At 44.2% G+C, this 24,807-nt stretch carries 19 protein-coding genes and 2 tRNA genes; 8 read left to right on the top strand and 13 right to left on the bottom strand.

Annotated elements, in window-relative coordinates; all coding sequences use genetic code 11:
• Positions 1-69: 69 nt before the first annotated feature.
• From GJU82_RS15655 to GJU82_RS15630, 6 genes are all read right to left on the bottom strand, one after another.
• Positions 70-2,259 (bottom strand): glutamine synthetase III, encoded by a 2,190-nt coding sequence (locus GJU82_RS15655; RefSeq protein ID WP_153633010.1) that lies wholly within the window; start codon positions 2,257-2,259, stop codon positions 70-72.
• 364 nt (positions 2,260-2,623) lie between these two features.
• Complete coding sequence (locus tag GJU82_RS15650; protein ID WP_153633009.1) at positions 2,624-3,994, bottom strand: dipeptidase; 1,371 nt, start codon at positions 3,992-3,994, stop codon at positions 2,624-2,626.
• A 348-nt stretch (positions 3,995-4,342) separates the two neighbouring features.
• Positions 4,343-4,846, bottom strand: coding sequence for a DsrE/DsrF/DrsH-like family protein (locus tag GJU82_RS15645; RefSeq protein ID WP_153633008.1), 504 nt, complete (start codon positions 4,844-4,846; stop codon positions 4,343-4,345).
• A gap of 19 nt (positions 4,847-4,865) precedes the next feature.
• Positions 4,866-5,177, bottom strand: coding sequence for a TusE/DsrC/DsvC family sulfur relay protein (locus GJU82_RS15640; protein WP_153633007.1), 312 nt, complete (start codon positions 5,175-5,177; stop codon positions 4,866-4,868).
• 26 nt (positions 5,178-5,203) lie between these two features.
• Positions 5,204-5,875 (bottom strand): hypothetical protein, encoded by a 672-nt coding sequence (locus tag GJU82_RS15635; RefSeq protein ID WP_153633006.1) that lies wholly within the window; start codon positions 5,873-5,875, stop codon positions 5,204-5,206.
• 8 nt (positions 5,876-5,883) lie between these two features.
• A complete protein-coding gene (locus GJU82_RS15630) occupies positions 5,884-7,119 on the bottom strand; it encodes an NAD(P)/FAD-dependent oxidoreductase (protein ID WP_153633005.1) in 1,236 nt (411 codons plus the stop codon).
• 155 nt (positions 7,120-7,274) lie between these two features.
• On the opposite strand from GJU82_RS15630, the gene GJU82_RS15625 reads away from it, so the two are divergent.
• From GJU82_RS15625 to GJU82_RS15615, 3 genes are all read left to right on the top strand, one after another.
• Complete coding sequence (locus tag GJU82_RS15625; protein WP_153633004.1) at positions 7,275-7,964, top strand: Crp/Fnr family transcriptional regulator; 690 nt, start codon at positions 7,275-7,277, stop codon at positions 7,962-7,964.
• A gap of 84 nt (positions 7,965-8,048) precedes the next feature.
• Positions 8,049-8,621 (top strand): pentapeptide repeat-containing protein, encoded by a 573-nt coding sequence (locus tag GJU82_RS15620; RefSeq protein WP_153633003.1) that lies wholly within the window; start codon positions 8,049-8,051, stop codon positions 8,619-8,621.
• A gap of 94 nt (positions 8,622-8,715) precedes the next feature.
• On the top strand, positions 8,716-9,156 hold the full coding sequence (locus GJU82_RS15615) for a peptidylprolyl isomerase (protein ID WP_153633002.1): 441 nt from the start codon (positions 8,716-8,718) through the stop codon (positions 9,154-9,156).
• Positions 9,157-9,395: 239 nt separating this feature from the next.
• Here the strand turns inward: GJU82_RS15615 and GJU82_RS15610 are convergent, their stop codons facing one another.
• Positions 9,396-11,201, bottom strand: coding sequence for a glycoside hydrolase family 15 protein (locus GJU82_RS15610; protein ID WP_153633001.1), 1,806 nt, complete (start codon positions 11,199-11,201; stop codon positions 9,396-9,398).
• Between the two features lie 86 nt (positions 11,202-11,287).
• On the opposite strand from GJU82_RS15610, the gene GJU82_RS15605 reads away from it, so the two are divergent.
• Positions 11,288-13,498, top strand: a complete 2,211-nt coding sequence (locus tag GJU82_RS15605) for a bifunctional alpha,alpha-trehalose-phosphate synthase (UDP-forming)/trehalose-phosphatase (protein ID WP_153633000.1) — start codon at positions 11,288-11,290, stop codon at positions 13,496-13,498.
• Between the two features lie 71 nt (positions 13,499-13,569).
• Here the strand turns inward: GJU82_RS15605 and GJU82_RS15600 are convergent, their stop codons facing one another.
• A complete protein-coding gene (locus GJU82_RS15600) occupies positions 13,570-15,234 on the bottom strand; it encodes an AMP-binding protein (RefSeq protein ID WP_153632999.1) in 1,665 nt (554 codons plus the stop codon).
• Positions 15,235-15,522: 288 nt separating this feature from the next.
• On the opposite strand from GJU82_RS15600, the gene GJU82_RS15595 reads away from it, so the two are divergent.
• Entirely contained in the window at positions 15,523-15,891 is a 369-nt protein-coding gene (locus GJU82_RS15595) for a hypothetical protein (RefSeq protein ID WP_228488729.1), read from the top strand.
• A gap of 323 nt (positions 15,892-16,214) precedes the next feature.
• On the top strand, positions 16,215-17,210 hold the full coding sequence (locus GJU82_RS15590; RefSeq protein ID WP_153632998.1) for a substrate-binding domain-containing protein: 996 nt from the start codon (positions 16,215-16,217) through the stop codon (positions 17,208-17,210).
• An 83-nt stretch (positions 17,211-17,293) separates the two neighbouring features.
• Here GJU82_RS15590 and GJU82_RS15585 read toward each other — a convergent pair whose 3' ends face one another.
• From GJU82_RS15585 to GJU82_RS15565, 5 genes are all read right to left on the bottom strand, one after another.
• Positions 17,294-17,866: a DUF3109 family protein gene (locus GJU82_RS15585; protein ID WP_153632997.1), complete on the bottom strand. Its 573-nt coding sequence runs from the start codon at positions 17,864-17,866 to the stop codon at positions 17,294-17,296.
• Between the two features lie 130 nt (positions 17,867-17,996).
• The gene (gene gpmI / locus GJU82_RS15580) at positions 17,997-19,532 is read right to left on the bottom strand and encodes a 2,3-bisphosphoglycerate-independent phosphoglycerate mutase (protein WP_153632996.1); all 1,536 of its coding nucleotides are present in this window, start codon (positions 19,530-19,532) and stop codon (positions 17,997-17,999) included.
• A 302-nt stretch (positions 19,533-19,834) separates the two neighbouring features.
• A tRNA-Phe gene (locus GJU82_RS15575) sits at positions 19,835-19,907 on the bottom strand.
• 263 nt (positions 19,908-20,170) lie between these two features.
• Positions 20,171-20,243: transfer RNA gene (locus tag GJU82_RS15570), tRNA-Phe, on the bottom strand.
• Positions 20,244-20,347: 104 nt separating this feature from the next.
• Entirely contained in the window at positions 20,348-22,702 is a 2,355-nt protein-coding gene (locus GJU82_RS15565) for a TonB-dependent receptor (protein WP_194831078.1), read from the bottom strand.
• A 220-nt stretch (positions 22,703-22,922) separates the two neighbouring features.
• Between GJU82_RS15565 and GJU82_RS15560 the strand changes: the two genes are divergently transcribed.
• Together GJU82_RS15560 and GJU82_RS15555 are read left to right on the top strand one after the other, a co-directional pair.
• The gene (locus GJU82_RS15560; RefSeq protein WP_153632994.1) at positions 22,923-24,143 is read left to right on the top strand and encodes a pitrilysin family protein; all 1,221 of its coding nucleotides are present in this window, start codon (positions 22,923-22,925) and stop codon (positions 24,141-24,143) included.
• Between the two features lie 6 nt (positions 24,144-24,149).
• Complete coding sequence (locus GJU82_RS15555; RefSeq protein WP_228488728.1) at positions 24,150-24,800, top strand: O-methyltransferase; 651 nt, start codon at positions 24,150-24,152, stop codon at positions 24,798-24,800.
• The last annotated feature ends 7 nt before the right edge of the window (positions 24,801-24,807 follow it).

Below are 24,807 nucleotides of genomic sequence, written 5' to 3'. Positions count from 1 at the left end.
CAAAAGAAAGCCGTCTTCCAACAGGAAAACGGCTTTCAAATCTAATCTGGATGGAATTTGTCCTTGGAATTATCTTGCAAAAAGTAATTCACGATACTTAGGCAATGGCCATAATTCGTCATCAACAATCAGTTCCAATTTGTCGATGTGGTAGCGAATATCATCAAGGAACGGACGTACCGTTTTGTCATAAGCGTAAGCTTTTTCACGCTCATTCTCGATAGCATTGGCTACTTTACGTGTTTCAATCAATTCAGACACCTTCGCTTTAATGTTGGAAACATGTCCGGAAATGGTACGAATCATATCCAAACGGGCGCCAGCCAGCTTCTCAAACTCACTTTCAGGGAAGAGATTTTTCAGTCCCTGAACATTCTCAATCAAGTTCGTCTGATAATGGATGGCAGTCGGCACAATGTGATTAATAGCCAAATCACCTAACACACGAGCTTCAATCTGGATTTTCTTGGTGAATTTCTCAAATTCAACCTCGGTACGGCCCTCCAGCTCTTTGGGTGTATAAATGCCCATTTCACCGAAAAGGTTTACAACCTTATCTGTCAGGTAAGCATCCAGCGCTTCCGGTACGTTTCTTACGTTGGTCAAACCACGGCGGGCTGCTTCTTCTACCCAGTCTTCGCTATAACCATTACCGTCGAAACGGATATTTTTACATTCAACGATGTACTTTTTCAGTACCTGGAAGATAGCTTCGTCTTTCTTTACCCCGCTTTCAATAATCACATCCACATCCTTCCTGAACACAGTCAGCTGTTTTGCCAAAGCCGTGTTCAATGCAATCATCGCTGATGCGCAGTTTGCGGAAGAACCTACCGCGCGAAACTCGAAACGGTTTCCGGTGAAGGCGAATGGTGAAGTACGGTTACGGTCGGTGTTGTCCAAAAGAATTTCGGGAATGCGACCGATATCTAATTTCAATGCTGTTTTTTCATCCGGAGTCATCTTCCGGTCAACGACCGCTTCTTCCAGATAATCGAGCATCTTGTTTACTTCCGTTCCCAGAAAAGCAGAGATAATGGCGGGCGGAGCTTCGTTGGCACCCAAACGGTGGGCATTACCTGCAGTCAAAATCGATGCGCGGAGCAAATCCTGGTTATCATGCAACGTTTTCAACGTGTTGACCACGAAGGTCAGGAACTGCATATTCGTTTTTGGATTTTTCCCGGGAGAATAGAGGTTCACGCCGGTATCTGTTGAAAGCGACCAGTTATTATGTTTTCCGGAACCGTTAATTCCGGCAAATGGTTTTTCATGAAGAAGTACACGGAAACCGTGATGACGGGCAATCCGGCCCATGGTGTCCATGATTAGCTGGTTGTGATCGTTGGCCAGGTTAACCTCCTCAAAAATCGGAGCTATCTCGAACTGGTTCGGAGCCACCTCGTTGTGACGGGTTTTTACCGGAATACCCAGTTTATATGCTTCATTTTCCAGATCGCGCATAAAATAAGATACCCTTTCCGGAATAGAACCGAAATAGTGGTCATCCAGCTGCTGATCTTTCGACGATGAGTGTCCCATTAATGTACGGCCAGTCAAAATCAGGTCGGGACGCGCATTGAACAGCGCTTCATCAACAAGGAAATATTCCTGTTCCCATCCGAGGTTAACCTGTACTTTCGATACATTCTTATCGTAATACTGACAAACCGCAACGGCTGCTTTATCAACGGCATTGATGGCTTTCAACAAAGGAGCTTTATAGTCGAGGGCTTCTCCGGTGTACGAAATAAATACAGTAGGAACACAAAGGGTAGTCCCAACAATAAATGCAGGAGAAGAAACATCCCATGCCGTATAACCACGTGCTTCAAACGTATTTCTCAAACCACCACTTGGGAAGGACGACGCATCAGGTTCCTGCTGAGCCAGTAATTTTCCTGAGAAATTCTCAACAACGCCACCCAATTCCGAATACTCAATAAAGGCATCGTGTTTCTCTGCGGTACCATCAGTCAACGGATGGAACCAGTGCGTGTAGTGTGTTGCACCATTTTCAAGCGCCCATGCTTTCATGCCTACAGCTACCAAATCGGCCGATTTACGATCAATGGTTGTTCCTTTATCAATCGCGTCGGTTACGGCTTTGTAGCCTTCTTTCGACAAGTACTTTTTCATCTTCTCCCGATTGAAAACTAATTTTCCGTAATAATCGGAAGTGAGATTTGCTTCACGGGGGACACAAACGGGTTTTCTTTCCAGAAGTGTCCCGAGGGCTTTAAATCTAAATATTGCCATAGTTATTCAGGGATATTTGTGAATGATTTCCTTTAATTTTAAAATCAAAAGTAGTTTTTTTACCATATATACCTACTTTTTGCGATACTTTCGCACTTCATTTTCACAATTTCTTAATACTACCCATCGTTTTTTGACGCATATCTGCAATTTTTGCCGTTTTTTAATCGAAAAGCTTATTTTTTTATTCCCATACACTGAAATTCATTTTAAAATTATCACACTTCCAATGTTTTCTGTAAACATATGTCACCATTTAATCTTTTTTGCCGATAATTTTTGCGGCATTTCAAAAAGAAAGGGGAATACAAAGATTGCATCCCCCTTTTGGCTAACTATCTGAATAGAGTTATATCATCATTTTTTATTTTTCACCTTCGGCGAAATATTTATAGAAAAGCGGAATCGTCCTAATCCCATTATAGAAGTTTTCCAGCGGAAAGTTTTCGTTGGGAGAATGAATTGCGTCTGATTCCAATCCAAATCCCATCAGAATGGCCTTAATTCCCAAAATTTCCTCAAATGTGGAAATGATGGGTATACTTCCCCCACTGCGAACCGGAACAGGGGTCCGGCCAAACACATCTTCACAGGCTTTTTCTGCAGCACGGTATGCAGGCAGATCAATTGGACAAACGTACGCTTTACCTCCATGCAAAGGAGTTACCTCAACGGTTACTGTATCGGGAGCGATGGATTCGAAATATTCCTTGAACACCACAGCCATTTTCTCATGATCCTGGTCCGGGACCAGGCGACTGCTGATTTTTGCAAAAGCTTTGGACGGCAATACCGTTTTGGCTCCCTCGCCCATGTAACCGCCCCAAATTCCACATAAATCAAACGAAGGACGAATTCCTGTCCGTTCGTGGGTTGAAAATCCCTTCTCCCCATCAAGCACCTTCACGCCAATGGCTTGTTTGTATTCTTCTTCATCGAACGGAGCTTCAGCCAGCTTGGCACGTTCTTCCGCAGAAACCTCCAACACATCGTCATAAAAACCGGGGATAGTCACGCGATTATTTTCATCAACCATGCCGGCAATCATCTGACTCAATACATTAATTGGATTGGCTACGGCTCCGCCAAACAATCCGGAGTGCAAATCACGATTTGGGCCGGTGACTTCAACCTGCCAGTATGCCAAGCCGCGCAAACCAGTTGTAATCGAAGGAATATCACGGGCAATCATACTGGTATCCGAAACCAGAATGATATCCGCTTGCAGCATTTCTTTATGCTCTTCGCAGAATTTACCCAGATTGGGAGAACCAACTTCTTCTTCCCCCTCAATCATAAACTTCACATTACAAGGAAGTGTATTGTTCTTTACCATCAACTCGAAAGCTTTGGCATGCATGAACGATTGTCCTTTGTTGTCTTCAGCCCCACGGGCCCAGATTTTCCCTTCTTTAACCTCAGCCTTAAATGGTTCCGTGTTCCACTTCTCGATCGGATCGACCGGCATCACATCCATGTGACCATATACCAATACCGTCGGCTTAGCCGGATCGATAATTTTCTCACCGTAGGTTACCGGATTGCCATCCGTTTCGTAAACATCTGCTTTATCGGCACCGGCATCGAGCATCAGTTTCTTCCAGTACCCGGCTGCTTTGTACATGTCCGGCTTGTGCTGAGCAATGGAACTGATGGACGGAATACTTATCAGTTCAAACAACTCCTCGAGGAACCGCTCTTTGTTCTCTTCAATATATTTATTAATGTAATCCATGATGTAAATTTATTTTTAAATGCCTAAGGTACATTTTTTCCCTCTTACGGACAGAATCCGCTTCCCGGATAACCCCCTGCAATGCGACATTGAATCACTGGAAGCAAAAACAAACCCGCCTCCGAGATGACCAGACAGTCCATCGCATGCTTGATGGAAAGTCGTATTTTACTTGTAGTAAACATTGGGTTACCAGCAGCATATTTATCGCTTCCACCACGGATTGACGAAAAAGAAAATGAAGCCTACCATGTGTCATGGTTAAAAAAAGAAAGGGAGCCGGACGCTTCCACTCTCCCCCTCTAAACGTTTAAATGTCTAAAAGCCTAAATTAAGGCAAAAGCCAAATCAGGTAAAGATGATTTGGGTATTTTCGCCACCAGCCATTTCATAGACCTGGCCGATGGTAATGATGTCTTTCACCTCTTCGCTCAAATCTTCCTTCTTGAGTTTGAACATGTCAACAGCCAGTTTACAGGCAAATACTTCACCCCCGCCAGCAGTAATCATCTCCAAAAACTCATCCACCGGGGGCATATCCAGATCATCCATTCCTTTACGCATCATGGACGATACGCCACTCTCCACTCCGGGAATGATACCCAGCAGCGACGGAAACTGCATTCCTCCCGGCATCCGCATAGCTGGATTTCCCAATGTAGCGGTATGCAGTTTATTCATTCGCTTTTTGGTAATTCCATCAAGGCCGAAGAAAGTAAAGAACAATTTTGTTTCAATGCCTTCCATCACGGCTCCATTGGCCATTACCAATGCAGCATATACATCTTCCAATGCTCCTTTAGCACATATAATCAGTACCTTTTTCAGGGGTGTTTCTGTATGTTCACTCATCATTCAAGGAATTAATTGGTTAAACGCAACTGGTGGGTTTCGGTATACCGGCCAGTTTCGATGAAATTTTCAACGGACCTCCGGGAAAGAGCTGATAAAGCCCCTTAATGTCGACAATACCTGATTTACCAACCTTACGAATGGTCAGCGCTTCCCCGGTTTCAAATTGCTTACGCAGATAATTCAATACTTCAAAATGTTTATCTGTCAGTTCAATTCCAGCTTCTTTTGCCATCTCTTTTGCCATCTCTTCAGTCCAGTCAGCCGGATTTGTCAAATAGCCTTCGTCAGTCACTTCAACTGTCTTGCCTGCATAGTTCTTTTCTGCCATTGTTCTATCGTTTTAAAGTTGATTTATTAATTAGGATTGTTGGTTGAAAAATTATTCATCAGTGTTACGATAAACCCAAGTGCCTTTTTCATCTCAGGTTTATTTAGTTCGCGTATCATGCGGAATACAGAAACTTCGGGGACCTTCTGTCTACTGGTTTCGGCCAAAGCCTGAGTAGCATTCTTCATTCGCTGCATCACTTCGGGGCGTCCCAACGCTTTCAGCATATCCAGCATCGGATCGATATTCTCCGCCAACTGCTTCAAATCATCCGCCGAAACTTTGGTAATAATTTTATCCAATACGTTTCCGCTTTCGCGTAGAAATTCGAAATAACCTTTCTGGTCAAACTCATTCAGTTTATCCGTGAAATCCATGATGGTTTCATTCACGATGGGCGTGACATCCTTGACCAAATCAGCCATACTCTCGAACGTGATTAGTAAATCCCGGAAATTACCAATATTTCGCAATACCCTCAGGACTAACCCCTTCAATTGATCTGGATCTAATTCTACCTGCCGGTTTTCCAATTCCACCACGGCTGTATCGTACACGTCCTTGCCCACGATGGAAATATCGGATACCAAATCTTCCATCTGATTGGTTTTAAGCCGCTGCTCATTCACATGCTCCAGCAACAGATCAACCTTCGCATTCAGTTCCGAAATCTGAACTTGTAGCGCTTTATCACCCATGCCTCTCCTTATTTTATCATTTTCTTACCTGCCATCGTCATTAACGGATCGATGGGTAACTCTTTCCCCCGAAGGAGAATATGCCAGTACATCCAGCGGAACATCACTTTTCCGTAGTGATTGATTTTGGTATTTTTCAGCAAACCAAACGGACCGATTCCCGGCAAGGGGAACGTACCCGGAAGTGGTTCGGTATCGTAGTTGAAATCGATAAGGGCACCTTTTCCGAACCCTGTTTCGATGTAACAGTTGGCGTGTCCGTCGAATTTGGCCATCAGCGGACGACCTTCGATTGCGCTCATCAGGTTCTCGAAAAGAATGTCAGCCGCAAAGTGAGCGACACTACCGGCTTTGGATGTAGGTAGGTCGGCTGCATCACCCAATACAAATATGTTCTCGTATTTTTCCGAACGCAATGTATGCTTATCGGTAGGCACATAATTCATATCATCGCCCAGTCCGCTTCGCTCGATAACTGAATTTCCCATGTTCATGGGAACGATGGTTAACACATCGAACGGAATCTCCTGCTCGTCGTATGAAACAATGGCTTTCTTCTCGTTATCGACTTTCTCCAGATAAAAATCCGGAACAACCTTGATATTCTTTTCTGCCAATAATTCGCTCAGCATCTTAGTGGCAATCGGCTTCGTAAATGCTCCTGCCAGCGGAGTAACGAAGGTTATATCAACCTTATCGCGAATTCCCTTTTCCGTGAAGTATGCATCAGCCAAACAGACAAACTCGATTGGCGCAACCGGACATTTATAAGGCAGTTCTGTAATAGCCAATACCAATTTGCCGCCTTCCCACTGTTTGAAGAATTTTTGCAATTCAACAGCACCATCAACGGTATAGAAATCGAAAATTTCTTTACCCCACAATTTACCAGTCAAGCCAGGAGTTTCGTCAGGACGGGTTTCCGTACCGGTTGCAATAATCAGGTAGTCATACAATAAAACGCTTCCGTCTGCCAGGCAAACCTTGCTTTCTTCGGCCTCGATGCGGTCAACTTCCGAAAAAACCACTTTTACGCCCGTCGGAATAAAATCGGCTTTGGGTTTGATTACATCCTGCTTATTGTATATCCCGAAAGGAATAAACAAAAAACCTGGTTGGTAATAGTGAGTACGGTGCTTATCAACGATGGTAATCTCCCACTCATCCCTGTCAAGGACTTTTCTCAACTTATTGGCCATCATCGTGCCAGCAGTACCCGCTCCTAATATTAATATGCGTTTCATCGTTACTGGATTTAGAACATCATTAAAAATCTCAGAGATAAAAATACTTCCCCTCAACATGCGATCAGAAAAATGTCGTGTGACAATTATCATCAGCTAATATTTATCATATCTTTTTAATACCTTACACTCCTAAATAACCAGGGGATATAGATATGGACACCTTTGAATGCACCTGTGAACGATGCCACCTAAGAACCCTGTTCTTCAGGCATATCTCAAAAAATGAGATTCGTTCAATCTGCACTCAGAAAGTAGAGCACAACTATGAAAAAGGCGATGTGATTCTTCGAGAGGGAGATCCCATCAAAAACTTTCTTTATCTGAAAGAAGGCCTGGTTAAGCTTTCAAGAACAACCGGTGATGATAAAGAACAGATTATCAGCTTTGCCAAGCCGTTTGATTTTGTCAGCCTGCTGAGTGTTTTCTCTTCAGACAGCTTCCATTACACAGTTACAGCCATCGAAGATTCGACAACTTGCGAACTGGATCTGGGGCAGGTGAAGGAAATCGCCCGCGAAAATGGTGTTTTTACCCTCGATTTAATGACACGCGTCAGCGAAGCAACTGACCGAATTATCCTGGACAACCTGGAGATCAAACAAAAACATCTTCACGGGCGTGTCGCTTACGTATTACTATTCTTTGCAGACAAGGTTTACAATCGTGATGATTTCGAATTACCCATTTCCCGCAAGGAGATTGCTGAATACATTGGCATGACGACCGAGAATGTGATTCGCACCCTCTCAGAGTTTAAAAAGGACAAGATTATTCGGATTTTTGGGAAAGAAATCGATATCACCGACCGGGAGCGGCTGGTGAGTATCTCCCTTCACGGATAGGAAATTGCAACTCTTTTTTCGCAGGTAATTCAACGCCTCATACTGGATTTGTTGTACCTTCAGGTGATTTTAAATCCTGCAGAAATGAAAGAAGCGGAGCATGACAATCAAGTGTTTGACGGTATCGATTACAGCCGGCAGACCATCGGCGGGGAAGAGTATTACGATTGTACTTTCAGGAACTGTAATCTTTCCGAAGCCAATCTTTCAAATAGTGATTTCAATGACTGCATATTTGAAAACTGTAATCTGGGCCTGGTCAAATTAACCAATACCGGCCTGAAAAATGTTTCCTTTAAAAATTGCAAACTAATCGGCATTGATTTCAATACCTGCAATCCTTTTCTTCTTTACGTAAAATTTTTAAAATGCCGGCTCGATTATGCCGGCCTTTACCACATGAAACTCAAAGAGACGACGTTTGAAGAGTGTTCGCTCGTTGAAGCCAATTTTTCGGAAAGCGATTTAACAAACGCTTCCTTCCGGGAATGTAATTTAACCAACGCGATTTTTGATTTTACGGATCTGACCCATGCTGATTTCCGGAACGCTCACCATTATACCATCGATCCGGAACGAAATAAAATGAAACAGGCAAAATTCTCTCATTCCGGACTTGCCGGCTTACTTGGAAAATATAACCTGCGCATTGAATAGTGCATTACAACATGAAGCAGCTCAACGGTCTTCCGTCCCCTGCTGACAAGTGAATAAAAAAGATTGTATTTTTGTGGACAAAAATTAAAAGATTATGACAAAACGTGCTGAGATTCATACCGCGAAAGGGGTAATGAAAGTGAACTTTTACGAAGAGGATGCCCCGAATACCGTAGAAAACTTCATGAAGTTATCGAAAGAGGGATTTTACGACGGGTTGACTTTTCACCGTGTAATTCCGGATTTCGTCATTCAGGGTGGTTGCCCTAAAGGCGATGGGACCGGTGGCCCGGGTTACAAAATCAAATGCGAACTGGATGGCAACAATCAATATCATGATCGCGGTGTGCTATCGATGGCCCACGCTGGCCGCGACACCGGAGGTTCGCAGTTCTTCATTTGCCACAATCGGCAAAACACAGCTCACCTTGATCGTAAACGTACCTGTTTTGGTAAAGTTTACGAAGGCCTGGATGTTATTGACGAAATTCGCCCCGGCGATGAAATCGAAAAGATTGTCATCATCGAAGACTAAGTGGTTTGCATATTAAAAGGAAGCCCGGGTAAAAAAATAAGGCACCAGATACGCCGTCAGTGCTGCTGTTCCAGCCGGACGAATCAATATTAGACTAGTCCGTCTCTATTGCGTTTGATCCTTTTACTATTTTAACCATAAAACCGGATATCAGAGGTTTTCAACCAGAAACCGGGTTCTTTTCCTGTAGAGGGTCCAGGACCCGGTTTTTTCTATAAAGATATATGCTTTGTATACCTTTATTTTATGGCTTCCCGGATAATCTCTTCCATACTTAGTTCACCTTCCGAAATTGTTATGGCCGATTCAATCATGGCCATGTGGGAATAAGCCTGCGGAAAATTTCCCAACATCCGTTTTGTTTTAAAATCCAGATCTTCGCTAAAAAGTCCTAAATGATTGGAATACAACAACAGCTGATTAAACCTTTCGCGTGCTTCTTCTTTGTAGCCCGACTTGTAAAGACTGTTTACCAACCAGAATGAGCAGATAGTAAATGCCGACTGCGGTTCGCCAAAATCATCCGCATTTTTATAACGATACATCAATCCGTTGTACTCCAACTCTCGTTGTACGGCAAGTACCGTACTTTTAAACCGTGGATCGGAAGCCTGAACAAATCCGTATGATTCCATCAAAAGTACCGATGCATCCAAATCCTCACTTCCATATGACTGCGTAAACGACTGTTTCTCTTCCGACCATGCATTTTTTAAAATACTATCGCGAATGCGGTCTCTCAGCCGTTCCCAGTCCGTGAAAAGCTCTTCCTGCTTGAGCAAATTACCAATTTTCACTGCACGATCGATAGCCACCCAACAAAGCACTTTACTAAAGGTGAAATGTCTGCTCTCGTTGCGGAACTCCCATATTCCCTTGTCGGGTTTCTGCCAGTTGCGTTCTACCATTTTTACGACATTCCGAACCAGCGTCCACAACTCTTCGCTGTATTCCAAACTGGCCGGGAAAAGTTTGAATTGCTGGTAAACCACATCGACTAAAATACCGTAAATATCGTTCTGCTTCTGCTTGTACGCCGCATTTCCGATTCGCACCGGGCATGAACCTTCGTATCCTTTCAGGTGCTTCAAAACCTTCTCCGAGAGTTTCTTTTCACCGTTGATACCATACATGATTTGAATGCGCTCATCTTTTTCGGGCAGCAAACTGATAATGAAGTCAAGGTAATGCTTCGTCAGGCTCAGGTGGCCAAGTCCCGTCATAATACGAACCACCATGGATGCATCGCGAATCCAACAGAAACGGTAATCCCAGTTTCGCTCTTCCCCAATTGTTTCCGGTAACGAAGTGGTTAATGCGGCCAGCACGGCACCGGTTTTCTCGTAACTGAGCAGCTTCAGCGTAAGTGCGCTCCGGTTAATCTCATCATTGTATTCCTTGAACCGCGTGGTCCGCTCCGACCAGTTCAACCAGTAGACCTGCGTCCGCATCAACTTCAGGTAAGCCCTTTTCACATCCTGTTTCAACAGCTTCTGGTTGTAACTTACCAAGATGAACTGATCTTCCGGAAGGTGAAGCACTTCACCAGCTACCAGCTTCTGCTTGTCGAAACTGGTGTACATATAAAGCGAATCGTAAGGGCCTTTGTTGGTATTGGATTTTACATAATGCTCGTTGACGACTGTCTTCGTTTCAAATTCGGCATATTCGAGCCGCGGATCGTAAACAATACGGAAGGAGGGATTGCCGGTAATGTGCCTGAAGTAGCGAATGATATCGGGCGGAGAATAATATTTCTCCTTCTGATTCTCATATCGTGGCATAAAGTCATGCACCTCGAAAATACCGTCTTCACACTCAAACCGGGTACAAAGGATATTGGTCCTCGGGAGGTAAAATTGTTTCGATTCGCTTAATTTCTCAGGCAGGATGGCCATGTGTCCCCCCTTTTCATCATCCAACAAGCGTCCAAAGACTGACGATGAATCAAATTTGGGCAGACATAACCAATCGAGTGAGCCATCTTTGGATACCAATGCCGCGCTTTTGCAGTTCCCTACTATTCCATAATTCAAGTTATCCATTCTTCCGTTTTTATTTCTGCCAAATTTGTTTAATCGCCAAAAAAGGGCTATTATCAGTAAAAATCCAAAAAAAATACCCTAATTATATGAGCAAAATTCATATTGTTTCCAACCGGCTACCGTACAGCATCAAAGATACGGAAAACGGTTTTTCTCTGAAACCGAGCGTTGGAGGACTGGCCACCGGGATGAAATCAATTTACAAAGATTACCATGGCTCATGGATTGGTTGGCCCGGAGTGGCCAAAGAAGACCACTCAACAAAGGAACTTGAACAAATTGATGCCTTACTGAAAAAAGAAAATTGTGTCCCGGTACATTTAAGCCACGAAGAGATCAATCTTTATTACGAAGGCTTTAGCAACCGGACCATTTGGCCCCTCTTTCACTACTTCACACAGTTTGCCGACTTTAATGCTGAAACCTGGGAAGCTTATAAAGCTGTCAACCAAAAAATGGCTGATGCCACCATTTCGATTATAGAGGACGGCGATTCTGTTTGGGTACACGACTATCAATTGCTACTGGTACCCGAAATGATTAAATCGAAGAAGCCCAACGTGACGATTGGCTTTTTCCTCCACATTCCTTTCCCTTCATTCGAGGTTTTCAGGACGCTTCCATGGCGTAAAGAGCTCGTCAAGGGAATGCTGGGAGCCGATTTGGTCGGTTTTCATGTGTATGATTACGAACGACACTTTTTCAGTACGGTGCGCCGGCTGTTTGGGTACGAAATATCGTTCAACCAAATTCACGTCGAAGATCGGATTATCCTCGCCGATGCTTTTCCGATGGGAATCGATTACGACAAATTCCACGACGCGGCATTGGCCACGCACCAAAAGCCATTACAGGAGAAATCGAGATTGCATCAGGAACTTGAAAAGTATTTTCTCACCTCGCCTGACCGTCGTTTGATTCTTTCCATCGACCGCCTCGATTACACCAAAGGAATCCCCAACCGGTTGAAAGCGTTTGCCCGTTTTCTGGAAAAATATACGGAATTTCGTTACAAAGTAACGCTGGTCATGTTGGCCGTCCCTTCCCGCGGACAGGTTGATCATTACCAGCAGCTGAAGAAAGAGGTGGACGAATTGGTTGGTAGTATCAACGGACTTTACGGGAGTATCAACTATACACCTGTTTGGTATTTCTATCGCTCGCTGCCATTTGAGAACCTTATCGAACTTTACAGCTCCTGCGATGTGGCGCTGATTACTCCGGTTCGCGATGGCATGAACCTGGTGGCGAAGGAATATGTAGCCTCCCGGACCAACAAGAGCGGCGTTATCATTCTTAGTGAAATGGCCGGCGTTGCCAAAGAGATGGGCGAAGCCATCATTATTAACCCGAACGACGAGAACGATATGGCCGAAAGCATTTACCAGGCCCTCACCATGCCGCTGGACGAGCAGCGCGAGCGAATGAGCTACCTGCAGGATCGCATAAAACGATACGATATTTTCAAATGGGCCCATGAATTCGTAAAATCGCTGAACATTGCCAGGGACATTCAATCCGACTTTTTGGCAAAACGAATTAATCCAAAAATCCAGGAACAGCTGGTTGCCGATTATGCGAAAGCACAGAATCGGGCCATCTTCCTCGACTACGATGGCACCCTGACCAGTTTCCGGAAAAATCCGCAGGATGCTTCACCCGATGAAGAACTGCACAAATTGCTCAAGCAGTTGGAAAAAGATGAACACAACGACGTCACCCTAATCAGCGGCCGCGATCGTGCGACGCTGGAGAAATGGATGGATGGACACAAAGTCAATCTCATCTGTGAGCATGGCGTTTGGGTAAAAAATTTCGGCGGTACATGGGAAACGCTGACCAACATCAGTAACTCGTGGATGGATATGGTCCGCCCGATATTGGAAAACTTTGTTGACAGGACACCCGGCTCATTCATCGAAGAGAAAAATTATTCCCTCGTATGGCATTATCGCAAAGCTGAACAGGAACAAGGTGAGTTGCGTGCCAACGAACTAAAAGACGAGCTGACCAACCTGGTTTCGAATCACAATCTCGAAATCATGGAAGGGAACAAAGTGATCGAAGTGAAAAACGGTGGTATCAATAAGGGAGTGGCTGCACTCGATTTCCTTCACAATAAGAATTATGATTATGTATTGGCCATGGGAGACGACTGGACTGATGAATACATGTTCCGGGAACTTCCGCGCGATGCTATAACTATCAAAGTTGGATTAAAACACACCAGCGCTACCTACAATCTCGAATCGGTTAAAACGGTAAGAGCGTTTCTTGCGAGCCTGGCAAAAATATAGAAATTATTAGAAGATTTTAAAAGTGGGGAGAACAAAAGCTTCCCACTTTTTTCGTCGTACAAGTTTCTTTATCAGGAATAAAGAAAGCGCTTGATTTTTTGCGTTGGCGTACGCTCGAAGGGTGCCGGATGGACCAAGACCAGTTGAACCTGTGAAAATTTGCTTACACGGGAATTGACATATGCCTGCAGTTCCTTCAAGGTTTCATCCACCTTTTCGTCGACATACTTCTCGGCCTGATCGCGCATCATTTGGTACTTCTCTTCAATCTCCTCAATGTTCAGATGAACCAGGGCGACTAATTTTCCCTTTCGTTGAACAACCAGCGATTCAACCACATTCCGAAAGTTATTAATGACCGACTCAATCTCTTCCGGATAAATATTCTCGCCGGAAGCTCCCAAAATCATATTTTTAATTCGTCCCTTCATGTACAGGTTCCCATTCCGATCGAATATACCTAAATCACCGGTCCTAAACCAGCCATCTTCGCTCAGCACTTCGCGCGTCAGTTCCGGCTCTTTGAAATACCCTTTCATCACATTCGGGCCTTTGGCCAGGATTTCGCCTTCTCCGGTTTTGGGATCCGGATTTTCCAGTTTCAATTTTACTCCTTCGAGCACGGGTCCGATTCCCTGTAATCGCGTACCACTTGCGCCGGTTCCAGCCAGCAATGGGGACGTTTCAGTTAAGCCATAGCCGATTGCGTACGGAAACTTTGCTTCGCGCAGAAAAATTTCAACCTGCCTGTCGAGTTTAGCGCCCCCAATACCGAAAAATACCAATTCTCCACCAAATGTTTCCATCAGCTTCTTCCCGGCAATCGCGTTTAATTTTTTCCGGATGACCGGAATGCGATACAATGTCCGAATGAAACCATTCTTTCGAAACTTCGGTAATATTTGTTGTTTGTATATCTTCTCAATAATCAGCGGTACAGAGAGCATCAATGTTGGTTTTACTTCCTGAAGGGCTGGTAGCAATACTCTTGCTGTAGGCGGCTTTTTCAAATAATGCACCGAGGCTCCGTACATAATCGGCAACAACAACCCAAGTGTGTTCTCAAATGTATGCGATAAAGGCAATATGGACAGAAACCGATCGGTCGTCAATACCCGCTGAATGCTATAACTCTGACGGGCGTTCCAAACCAGATTGCGATGTGTCAGCATGACACCTTTTGATTTTCCAGTTGTTCCTGATGTGTAAATAATTGACGCCAATGCGTCTTCCTCAACAGCTGCAGAATCAGTCAAATAATATTCGTCAGATAAAGTCGATGGCAAACTAAAAATCTGCTCTCCGGATGTGCCTTTCGGGATGACAGCAAATGTTTCCATCAGGATGACCGAGGAGAGTTCAATAGCTTCAGACTCTTCTACCTTATTATATAAATTCCCGGAAACAAACATTGCACGTGTTTCCGAATGCTTGCAAATATTTCCAATTTCATCTGGCGAAAAATCGGGTAATACGGGTACAGCAACGGCACCAATCATCGAAACAGCAAAAAATGCGATTCCCCAATTAGGCATATTACTACTCAATATCCCAATTTTGTCGCCTTCTTTTAGCCCCAATTGCCGTAGCAGTCCGGCAACTTTCCTAACTTCAGTTTCAAGCTCGGCATATGTGCGGTGTTCTTCACCGGCAAACACCAGCGATTCCTTATCTTTAAATTCGGAAAAACTACTCCGAAGCATTTCCGGAATAGTTAGTTTATTAAGTTTTCTCATGCTTTCTTCCCCAACCCCAAAAATAGTATTTCTACATACGCAACAATTTCCGTTCCACGATTTTTCGTGCCACACATCCCCGATTTCGTTTTACTTTAGGTGTAAATTGTTCATTGAAAAGCAGTTCACGTTTATTTGAACGAATTATAAATTGCAACGGCACAAATATATGATATTTGTCTAAATATCAATAACTTCAGTATTTTTCAAACATTTAGGTCAAATGATCGGCAATAATATGTATTTTCCCAATGAATACAATCCGAATTTCTTATAATCGTTGATGTAATGAATTACCACGATAAAAAACAGATCATCAGGCAGACTGAAGATTTTATCCGGGCGCGCTTCACCGGCGACAGTTCGGGGCACGATTGGTGGCACATTCATCGCGTACGGAATTTGGCGCTGAAACTGGCCAAAAGAGAAAATGCCGAAGAATTTATCGTGGAAATGGCCGCTTTACTACATGATTTAGATGACTGGAAAATGGCCCCTGCCGGCAACCAGGTAAAAAATTGGTTGGATACGCTACGACTTTCGGAAGATGAAAACGTCCACATTTTAAAAATTACTTCTGCTAAAAGACAGAATGCAAACCAAAAGCGGTTCAGATATGGCAATACACCGCCACCGTATTATGGAAAACTTTCTTGATGAGTTTTTTAACGAATGGGATGGACGAAAATAACAACCTGTACCACTGCACGATACAAACCAACATTTTCCCATTTTTCATTTTCATTCTTTCGACTAACAGTGTCATTTAGTAGTCAACTTCGACACACGCAATAATTATGTTCTTAAATACCTACCGGATTTCTCCTGCTTTTCAATGTTTTTTTATTTCCTAATCCGTAAATTTATATTAATAGAAAACCAAAACTACCTAAGGACTAACCGGTCCTCCGCTTACTTCTGAAGAACATTTTTCGTTCTGTACCTGATTCTAGTTTGAAAATCTTTTAAATATCCGTGTCATGAAAAGTACATTGCGTTATTTCATTCTTTTCATCGGATTGATATTGGCTGGTTGCTCGAGCGATAAAGTAAAGGTTGGTTTGCTGATACACAGTCTGGACAAAGAACGTTGGGAGAATGACCAAAAATATTTTATTGAATCCGTAAACGAGCTGGGAGGGAAAGTATTGGTTGCCGTTGCCGATAACGATGAGCAAAAACAAATTCAACAGGCCCAGGACCTGTTGAAAAGAAAGATTCAAGCCCTTGTTGTTATTCCTGTTAACCAGTATAGTGCTGCCAGCATTGTCGATTTGGCCCATAACCGATCAGTCCCGGTTATTTCGTATGACCGTCTCATCAACAATAGCCGGGTTGACTATTATGTATCAACTGACAACATTAAAATTGGCGAAATGCAAGCCCGGTATATGATGAACCGGGTACCCGAGGGCAATTATGCTCTAATTGGAGGCTCAGAATATGACAATAATAGCCGAATGCTTTATCTCGGTCAGATAAATATTCTGCAGCCTTATATTGAGCGGGGTGATATTTTTCTGGTCTACCGAAAGTTCTCCAAGTTCTGGTCGGAGGATGAAGGTTACCAAATGGCTACGGAATGTCTGGATCAGAACAATAACCAGGTGGATGCTATAATTGCAGGGAACGACGCTATTGCATACGGGGTCTTACGTGTGCTGAAAGAACGAGGCCTTGAGAAAAAAATAGCAGTCGCCGGAATGGATGCTGACCTGCGAAATGTCCGCGAAATCGTAAAAGGCAATCAGTCCATGACCGTTTACAAACCAATTAAAACCATGGCTTCCACAGCTGCCCAAATTTCGGTTAAGTTAATCCGGGGAGAAAAAATCGAAGACTGCAACAGTCGTGTGAGCAATGGTTCCTGGCTGGTCCCATCAGTGTTGCTTGATGCTCTGCCAGTTTACAAAGACAATATTAGACAAACTGTTATTGCTGAAGGCTACCTTACGGAAAAGGAAATTTACCAATAAAACCCTGTCAAGAAAAGAGGCAATTCCCAGTGATTTGTTATTGACGGGAGTTGCCTCTTTTTATCTATTTACCTGTTGATAAATTAATCACGTGGAATATTTTCAGCTGCATATTGCAACTCTTCGTACCACTCTTTACCGTATTTCCTGATTAAGGGCTCTTTCAAAAACTTCCACAAAGGTAACTGCTCTTTTTTGCCACAGGCCTTTCCGGGTTTACAGATATCCAGTTCCTGGTAATTCACGGCATCAAACCGCTTGTATTCGGTTATCCGAATAGGGAAAAGATGACAAGACACCGGTTTCCGGAAATCGGTTTTCCCATTGAGATAAGCCCGTTCGATACCGCACTTGACGGTCCCGGCGTCATCCCGGTACGTATAAACACACTCCTTGTTGCCGATAATGGGCGTCACCAAATCGCCATCGGAATCAATCATGGAAAAGCCTTGTCTTTTTACTTCGGCCCGGTTCCGCGCTGACAGGTAGGGTTCAACTTCAGGGTAAACCGCTTCAATAATCTTCGCCTCTTCAACGGTTAATGGTGCACCGCTGTCTCCCTCCACGCAACAGGCTCCCTTGCATTTCGACAAGTCGCAAAGAAACTGTTGATCCAAAATGTCAAAACTGACCAATGCTTTCCCTATCTCAATCACTTGTTTACTATTTAGTTGTTAATCACCAACAGGCCCCAATTTGTCCCGAAGGTGAATGTCGGCAAAAATAAAAAAAGAACCGGGAAAGAATCAATCTCCCGGTTCGATAATTTATTGGGATAAGAATAATTTATGCATTCTCAATCAGAACTTTTCCCGTCATATCCTTCGGAACCTCAACCCCCATAATGGTTAACAGTGTGGGAGCAACATCGGCAAGAATACCATTTGTCAACTTCTTGTCCTTGTTTTCGGTTACCCAGATGCAGGGAACCGGATTGAGGGAGTGAGCTGTGTTTTCACTACCATCTTCATTCAGCGCATTATCTGCGTTACCGTGATCGGCAATGATAACGACGTCATAATCGTTAGCACGGGCTGCTTCAACCACTTCCTTCACACAGGAATCGACCGCTTTCACCGCAGCCTGAATGGCTGAATAAACACCGGTGTGCCCCACCATGTCGCCATTGGCAAAATTGAGGCAAACAAAGTCGGCCGACTTGTCATTCAATTCCTTCACAATAGCGTCTTTCACTTTCGGAGCCGACATTTCGGGTTGCATATCATACGTAGGAACTTTAGGCGACGGAATCAGGATACGCTTCTCTCCGTCGAACTCCTGTTCGCGTCCGCCGGAAAAGAAGAAAGTTACGTGTGCATATTTTTCGGTTTCGGCAATCCTGATTTGCTTTAATCCCGCATTCGCAACCACCTCTCCCATGGTATTGGCCACATTGTCTTTGTCGAACAATACGTTCACACCTTTGAAGCTGGCGTTGTAATTGGTCATGGTATACCATTCGACTGGCATGGTGTGCAAGCCCGCTTCCGGATGTTCTTCCTGGGTAAATGCCATGGTGAGTTGACGCAGGCGATCGGTACGGTAGTTGAAACAAATCGCTACATCGCCTTCCTGGACCGTAGCCAACGGAGCGCCATTCCCGTCTACCATCACTACCGGCTTGATAAACTCATCGGTTACCCCTTCGTCATAAGATTCCTGAATGGATTTGAGAATATTGTTGCTTTTTTTGCCTTCGCCTTTCACCAACAGATCGTAAGCCAACTTGATGCGATCCCAGTTTTTATCACGGTCCATACCGTAGTAACGACCAACCAGGGATGCAAACCTGGCATTGGTTTTTTCCAATCGCTTCAGGTCGCGTTCCACAAATCCGTAACCAGAACGCGGATCGGTATCACGGCCATCGGTCAACCCGTGAACAAACACCTTTTCCAGTCCCTTCTCAGTAGCTATCTCTGCCAGGGCAATCATGTGGTCACTCAAGGCATGCACTCCACCGGCGCCAATCAAACCAATCAAGTGTACCTTCTTGTTGTTAGCTTTTGCATAGTCATAAGCTTTAAGCAATTCAGGATTGCTCCATAAGGATTTGTTCTTAACTGCTTTGTTGATTTTCACCAAATCCTGATAAACAACACGGCCGGCGCCAATATTGAGGTGCCCGACCTCCGAGTTTCCCATTTGACCATCGGGTAAACCAACATTTTCGCCAGAGGTTAATAATTCGCTGTGAGGATAATTATTCCAAAGCTCATCGATAAATGGTGTGGGTGTACTATAAATTACATCGCTTTTCGATTTGTCACCAATCCCCCATCCGTCGAGGATCATGAGCATAGTCTTTTTAACATTTGCCATCTTAAATTCTACTTGTTTAATTAACGACTTTAACCGTCGTAAAAGTATGATTTTCAAGCGAAGAATAAAACCTGGAAGAAACGGTTTTGAGCAAATTAAAGATTTTTTTATGGAGTAGGGCCAAGCCTGGTTGGGGCAAAAATTGCTTCCTGCCGAAAGTCTTCGGTCACATGCCGAGCCTAGACCATAAACAGCAAAAGCAGGCGTGATTTTGAGAAAACTGTTGCCTGTTAATGAGAACTCATCCCATCAACATGGGTAAAAAAACAAAAGAGGGAAAGATCTTCATCTTCCCCTCTTTGTGGTGCCACCTGGAATTGAACCAGGGACACACGGATTTTCAGTCCGTTGCTCTACCAACTGAGCTATGGCACCTTAATTTTGTTAAGTGCGGAGCAAAAATAACGATTTTTTAGAAATCCCAAACTTTTGCCTCAACCGATTTCTTCAATAAACCCGTTAAAATAAAACCTTTCTAAATAACTATCCAACCCTAATAAAAATGACATTTTCAGAAAAATACCGGAGCATTTATGCTTCAGTATTTCATCTGGTGGTGCCACCTGGCCCCGAAGCATCGGAGGAACCGGGGACACACTATTCAAAAAGAGGGAAAGATCTTCATCTTCCCCTCTTTGTGGTGCCACCTGGAATTGAACCAGGGACACACGGATTTTCAGTCCGTTGCTCTACCAACTGAGCTATGGCACCTTAATTTTGTTAAGCGCGGAGCAAAAGTAACGATTAATTTCTATGTGCCAAATTTCAGCTTAAAAATTTTTAACCCCGCTGTGACCGCCACTTTCAGCTAATGATCAGAAATAAACCCGATACAAGATAGTTGGCACAAATCCCAATTGATACTGCTGCTCAATAGCCCCCGATTCCGGGTTGAAATATTTTCTCAGCAAAATCTTTTCCCCCGTAAGGTTACGAAGACTTAAAAACAAATCATGACTCATCCAACGCATTGACCATTTCAGGCTAACATGAGCATCGACCCTAAACCAATCAGGTTCCCGATTAACGTACTGTGACAACTCGTCATACACGGTATAACCTGCCAAAACAGAGGTACTGTAATCAATTCCCGGCATGGGCGGGCCTCCCGAGTAAATGGCATGCAAACCAATATCTAAGAGCCCGTTTTTGGAAAAAGGAAACTTGGTCCCCAGTACCAAATCAGATTTATAGTTGCCATTAAAAGCGGTATTCCTCGTGGCGCCGTCACTTGCCTTATATTTTGAGTCGTACAGCGAACCGGACAGACGGAAATAGTAACCATGCGACAAATATTTATGAAGCTGCAACTCCAAACCTTTATTTTGCCCCGTTCCCCGATTTACCAGCGGATAGATAGAATAATCCCTGAAACCAGCCCCATAATTTACCATTGAATAACTGCTCACATGTTGTTCTACCGGCACCTTCATCAATTGCTGAAAATAAACTTCGGCATGAAGCCGCAGGCCGCCACGAAAATTCTTATCAACAGCTCCCACCAACTGGTGCATCCGGGTTGGACCAAGATTCCGGTTGCCTTCTGTTATGACCGTACCGGTATTGTTGGCTTTGGTTTTCATGAAATAGAGAAACATGGGTTGAAACTGACTTTGAAGGCCGTAACCGATGGAAACAAAAGTATTATCGTTATACGCATGTTTTATGCTTAGCCGCGGTTCAACAGACGCCACCTGATTAAACGTAAAATAGTTAGCATTCACTCCCACATAAACCGCTGTCGTGTTACCGAATTTGTGCTGCCAGCCGGCATCTGCCTGAACCTGCACTAACCCTTTTCCATTTGCATCGAGCAGCATATAATAGGTTTTCGGATAGACCTGCGTGACATTTCCCGTGAGGGTACTGTCGGAAAAATTCACCTGGCGGATACGTGCTGAAACTCCGGCAACAATGTAATTGGAAGCCGATGGTTTATGCTGAAAGCGGGATGATAAGAACAGTTCCTGCTCTTTGTTATCACTCCCGGCGTCAATTAGACGAATCGTGGCGCTACGGTACTTTTCCATCCGGGAAGTTTGCTCATACCCCGAAATTCCAACTATTGTTTTGATGGAACTGATTCCCCGTTTCAAATAAATTTTGTGGGAAAATCCACCCGTATAAAGCGTCTCGTCCAGGTAATTGTCGGTATTCGGCAAGCTTCCGTAAACATAAAAGTTTTCGGGATGAGCGCTGATCCCCTGAAGCATCTCCACCTTGTTCTTCCCACCTGTAACGAATATGGAAAAGGTTCCGGCAAAACGGGTTGGGACATTTACATTGACCGCTGCCTGTTGCCTGTCGGGAAAAATTCCCGGCACAGCTTCAACTCCGCTTCCATCCAACACCGATGGAAGGGAATTGCGGTAGTAAACCAGATAGGAAGATGAAGGCTTGCGCCCAATAGGCCCTTCTGCTGATATCGCCGCTCCAAATGAGCCCATTTCCAGGGAATACCGACGATCGACCCGGTTTCCGTTGCGGAACCGGAGTTTGAACTTACCCGCCAAAGCATCGACGGGTCCGGCGGGATAAGGGCCATAATCGACTTCCGATTTTCCCATCACGGCATTGGGAAGCAAAGGGTAAGTTCCTCCCGGCAGCCCAATTTCGTGACTGAAATTAGGTGCCACAACCGGAATATCATCGATTTGCCAAACCAGGCCTGTTGGCGAATTTCCCCGGACACTCAGGTCGTTCCTCCCATCCATTATTTGCCTGAAAGCGGGAAGTTCAGCAGCCATTTGAGCCGGGCCTTCCTTTACATTATCCGAAACCTGAACATTTTCCCGGTTAAACGAAAAGGCACTGACCGTCGTCGTTGCATTCCTGGCAATTCCGGGTTTATATGGCCGGATATCGATGTCCTTCTTGTTATCCCTTATCTTTTGATCCAGTTCAATCAACCGAAATGCTTCTTTTCCGGTAACCACTTCCACGTTCCGGAGCAGCAGATTTTTGTAATCCTTTAACTCAACCACGATATCGTGAAGTCCGATCGGTACATTTTCAATTTCGAACCACCCGTTAAAATCGGACGAAGTCGTATAAAAGCGGCTTGTTCCCCGGATAGTAACAGTGGCTCCGGGCAACGGGGCTTTGGTTTGATGGTCGAGTACCACTCCTCTGAATGTTTCAACATGCTGTGCTGAGACAAGATCATTCAACAATAAAAGTATAAAAATGAGCAAGATGAGCCGAAGCAAGTTTTTTATACCATACATAATCTGCCGGGAAAATGATTAACAATTTCTCAATAAAAACGAATAAAAGCGCAATCTGTTATTTGATTCGCGGAAAATAGCTGAATAGCGCGATGAACTATTTCAGGATAAAACGGTACAAATAATTATTTTCCATACTTTTGCATCCTGATTAAGAGAGAATATGAACTACTTCACATATACATTGCCCAACGGTATCCGGCTGATTCATCAGTATGTCGATTCGCCGGTAGCCCATTGCGGCGTAATTTTTAATACCGGGTCACGGGACGAAAAACCGGAAGAGCAGGGAATGGCCCATTTTATTGAGCACACCATTTTTAAAGGGACCCGCAAACGGAAAGCTTATCATATACTTAGTCGCCTGGAAGATGTGGGCGGCGAGCTAAATGCCTACACCACAAAGGAAGAAACCGCGTTGTATGCTTCGTTCCTGAATGAATATTACAACCGGACCATTGAGCTGTTTAGCGACATTCTCATTGACAGCACCTTTCCCGAAAAGGAGTTAAAAAAAGAGAAAGAGGTCATCATCGAGGAGATCAACTCGTATAACGACAGCCCTTCGGAACTGATTTTCGATGAATTTGAAGATCTGGTATATGATGGCCACCCCATTGGGAGAAATATTCTGGGAACGCCCGAAAACATTAAGCGCTTTAACCGGAACGATGTGAAACGGTTCATCCGGGAGAATTACAATACCGACGAAATGGTGATTTGTTCGGTTGGGAAAACGACTCCGAAGAAGCTTCAGAAACTGGTGGAGCGGCATTTCTCCCATGTCCCGGAAAATCCAAGAAAACATAATCGGACGAAATTCATCGGATACAAACCGGAAACGCGACTAATACACAAGGACACATTTCAGGCGCATTGCATTGTCGGAAACGAAGCTTATGACAGCAAGCATCCACAACGCGTAGCCATGATTTTACTGAATAACATTTTGGGCGGTCAATCAATGAACTCGCGTCTCAACCTTTCGCTTCGCGAACGAAATGGCATGGCATACAATGTCGAGTCGAGTTATACCGCTTACACCGATACCGGCATCCTCAATATTTACTTCGGTACCGACAAGGAAAATCTCGACCGGGCCATTACGCTCGTTTACCGGGAAATCAAAAAACTGCAATCCCAGGAAATGGGAAGTTTGCAATTGATCAAAGCGAAAAAGCAATTGGTCGGTCAGTTGGCCATGGCTCAGGAAAATCGTGAAGACCTGATGTTGACCCTGGGAAAAAGCTTTCTGCTATATAACCGCGTTGACAGTCTTGAAAAAGTTAATGCCAAAATCGAAAAGGTCACCGCCAGCGAGTTAATGGCAATTGCCAATGAGGTTCTCGACAAGGAAAAACTTTCGGCGCTCATTTTTAAATAGCCAGTTATGCATCTTTCAATCGATCTCGAAAATTACATTCTGGAACACATTGAAGAAGAAAGCCCGGTTTTGGCTCAGCTAAACCGCGATACCCATGCCAAACAGCTTTATGCCCGTATGTGCTCCGGCCATTTGCAAGGCTCCATATTAACGCTGTTAAGTAAACTGGTCCAACCAAGGCGAATCCTGGAACTGGGAACTTTCACGGGATATTCGGCACTCTGTTTGGCCAAAGGATTGCAGGCTGACGGTGTTTTACACACCATCGAGATCAATGATGAGCTAGAAGATTTTGCTGCTCATTATTTCAAACTGGCCGGAATGCGGGAACGGATTGTGCAGCATATTGGTGATGCGTTGACAATTCTGCCCACATTCGAAGAACAGTTCGATCTGATTTTTATGGATGCAGACAAACGTTCTTACCCTGAATATTATAAAATAATCATCCCGCTGTTGCGGGAAGGCGGCATCCTAATCGCCGACAATACGCTTTGGGACGAAAAAGTGCTCAACGAAGAAATGACAGACGAACAAACAAACGGGATTCTGCAATTCAACGATCTGGTAAAAAACGATTCGCGGGTGGAAACCTACCTCTTTCCCGTAAGGGACGGCCTGACCATATTACGCAAAAAAGGCACCGGGAAACATTAAATCCGGT

This window comes from Prolixibacter sp. SD074 (assembly GCF_009617895.1).
GTDB lineage: Bacteria > Bacteroidota > Bacteroidia > Bacteroidales > Prolixibacteraceae > Prolixibacter.
Note: the sequence above shows the minus strand (reverse complement) of the source record. Positions and strands in the feature narration are given on the sequence as shown.

Coding starts and splice junctions, on each gene's coding strand:
- GJU82_RS15655 (WP_153633010.1), bottom strand. CDS start 2,259: ATGGCAATATTTAGATTTAAAGCCCTCGGGACACTTCTGGAAAGAAAA.
- GJU82_RS15650 (WP_153633009.1), bottom strand. CDS start 3,994: ATGGATTACATTAATAAATATATTGAAGAGAACAAAGAGCGGTTCCTC.
- GJU82_RS15645 (WP_153633008.1), bottom strand. CDS start 4,846: ATGAGTGAACATACAGAAACACCCCTGAAAAAGGTACTGATTATATGT.
- GJU82_RS15640 (WP_153633007.1), bottom strand. CDS start 5,177: ATGGCAGAAAAGAACTATGCAGGCAAGACAGTTGAAGTGACTGACGAA.
- GJU82_RS15635 (WP_153633006.1), bottom strand. CDS start 5,875: ATGGGTGATAAAGCGCTACAAGTTCAGATTTCGGAACTGAATGCGAAG.
- GJU82_RS15630 (WP_153633005.1), bottom strand. CDS start 7,119: ATGAAACGCATATTAATATTAGGAGCGGGTACTGCTGGCACGATGATG.
- GJU82_RS15625 (WP_153633004.1), top strand. CDS start 7,275: ATGGACACCTTTGAATGCACCTGTGAACGATGCCACCTAAGAACCCTG.
- GJU82_RS15620 (WP_153633003.1), top strand. CDS start 8,049: ATGAAAGAAGCGGAGCATGACAATCAAGTGTTTGACGGTATCGATTAC.
- GJU82_RS15615 (WP_153633002.1), top strand. CDS start 8,716: ATGACAAAACGTGCTGAGATTCATACCGCGAAAGGGGTAATGAAAGTG.
- GJU82_RS15610 (WP_153633001.1), bottom strand. CDS start 11,201: ATGGATAACTTGAATTATGGAATAGTAGGGAACTGCAAAAGCGCGGCA.
- GJU82_RS15605 (WP_153633000.1), top strand. CDS start 11,288: ATGAGCAAAATTCATATTGTTTCCAACCGGCTACCGTACAGCATCAAA.
- GJU82_RS15600 (WP_153632999.1), bottom strand. CDS start 15,234: ATGAGAAAACTTAATAAACTAACTATTCCGGAAATGCTTCGGAGTAGT.
- GJU82_RS15595 (WP_228488729.1), top strand. CDS start 15,523: ATGAATTACCACGATAAAAAACAGATCATCAGGCAGACTGAAGATTTT.
- GJU82_RS15590 (WP_153632998.1), top strand. CDS start 16,215: ATGAAAAGTACATTGCGTTATTTCATTCTTTTCATCGGATTGATATTG.
- gpmI (WP_153632996.1), bottom strand. CDS start 19,532: ATGGCAAATGTTAAAAAGACTATGCTCATGATCCTCGACGGATGGGGG.
- GJU82_RS15560 (WP_153632994.1), top strand. CDS start 22,923: ATGAACTACTTCACATATACATTGCCCAACGGTATCCGGCTGATTCAT.
- GJU82_RS15555 (WP_228488728.1), top strand. CDS start 24,150: ATGCATCTTTCAATCGATCTCGAAAATTACATTCTGGAACACATTGAA.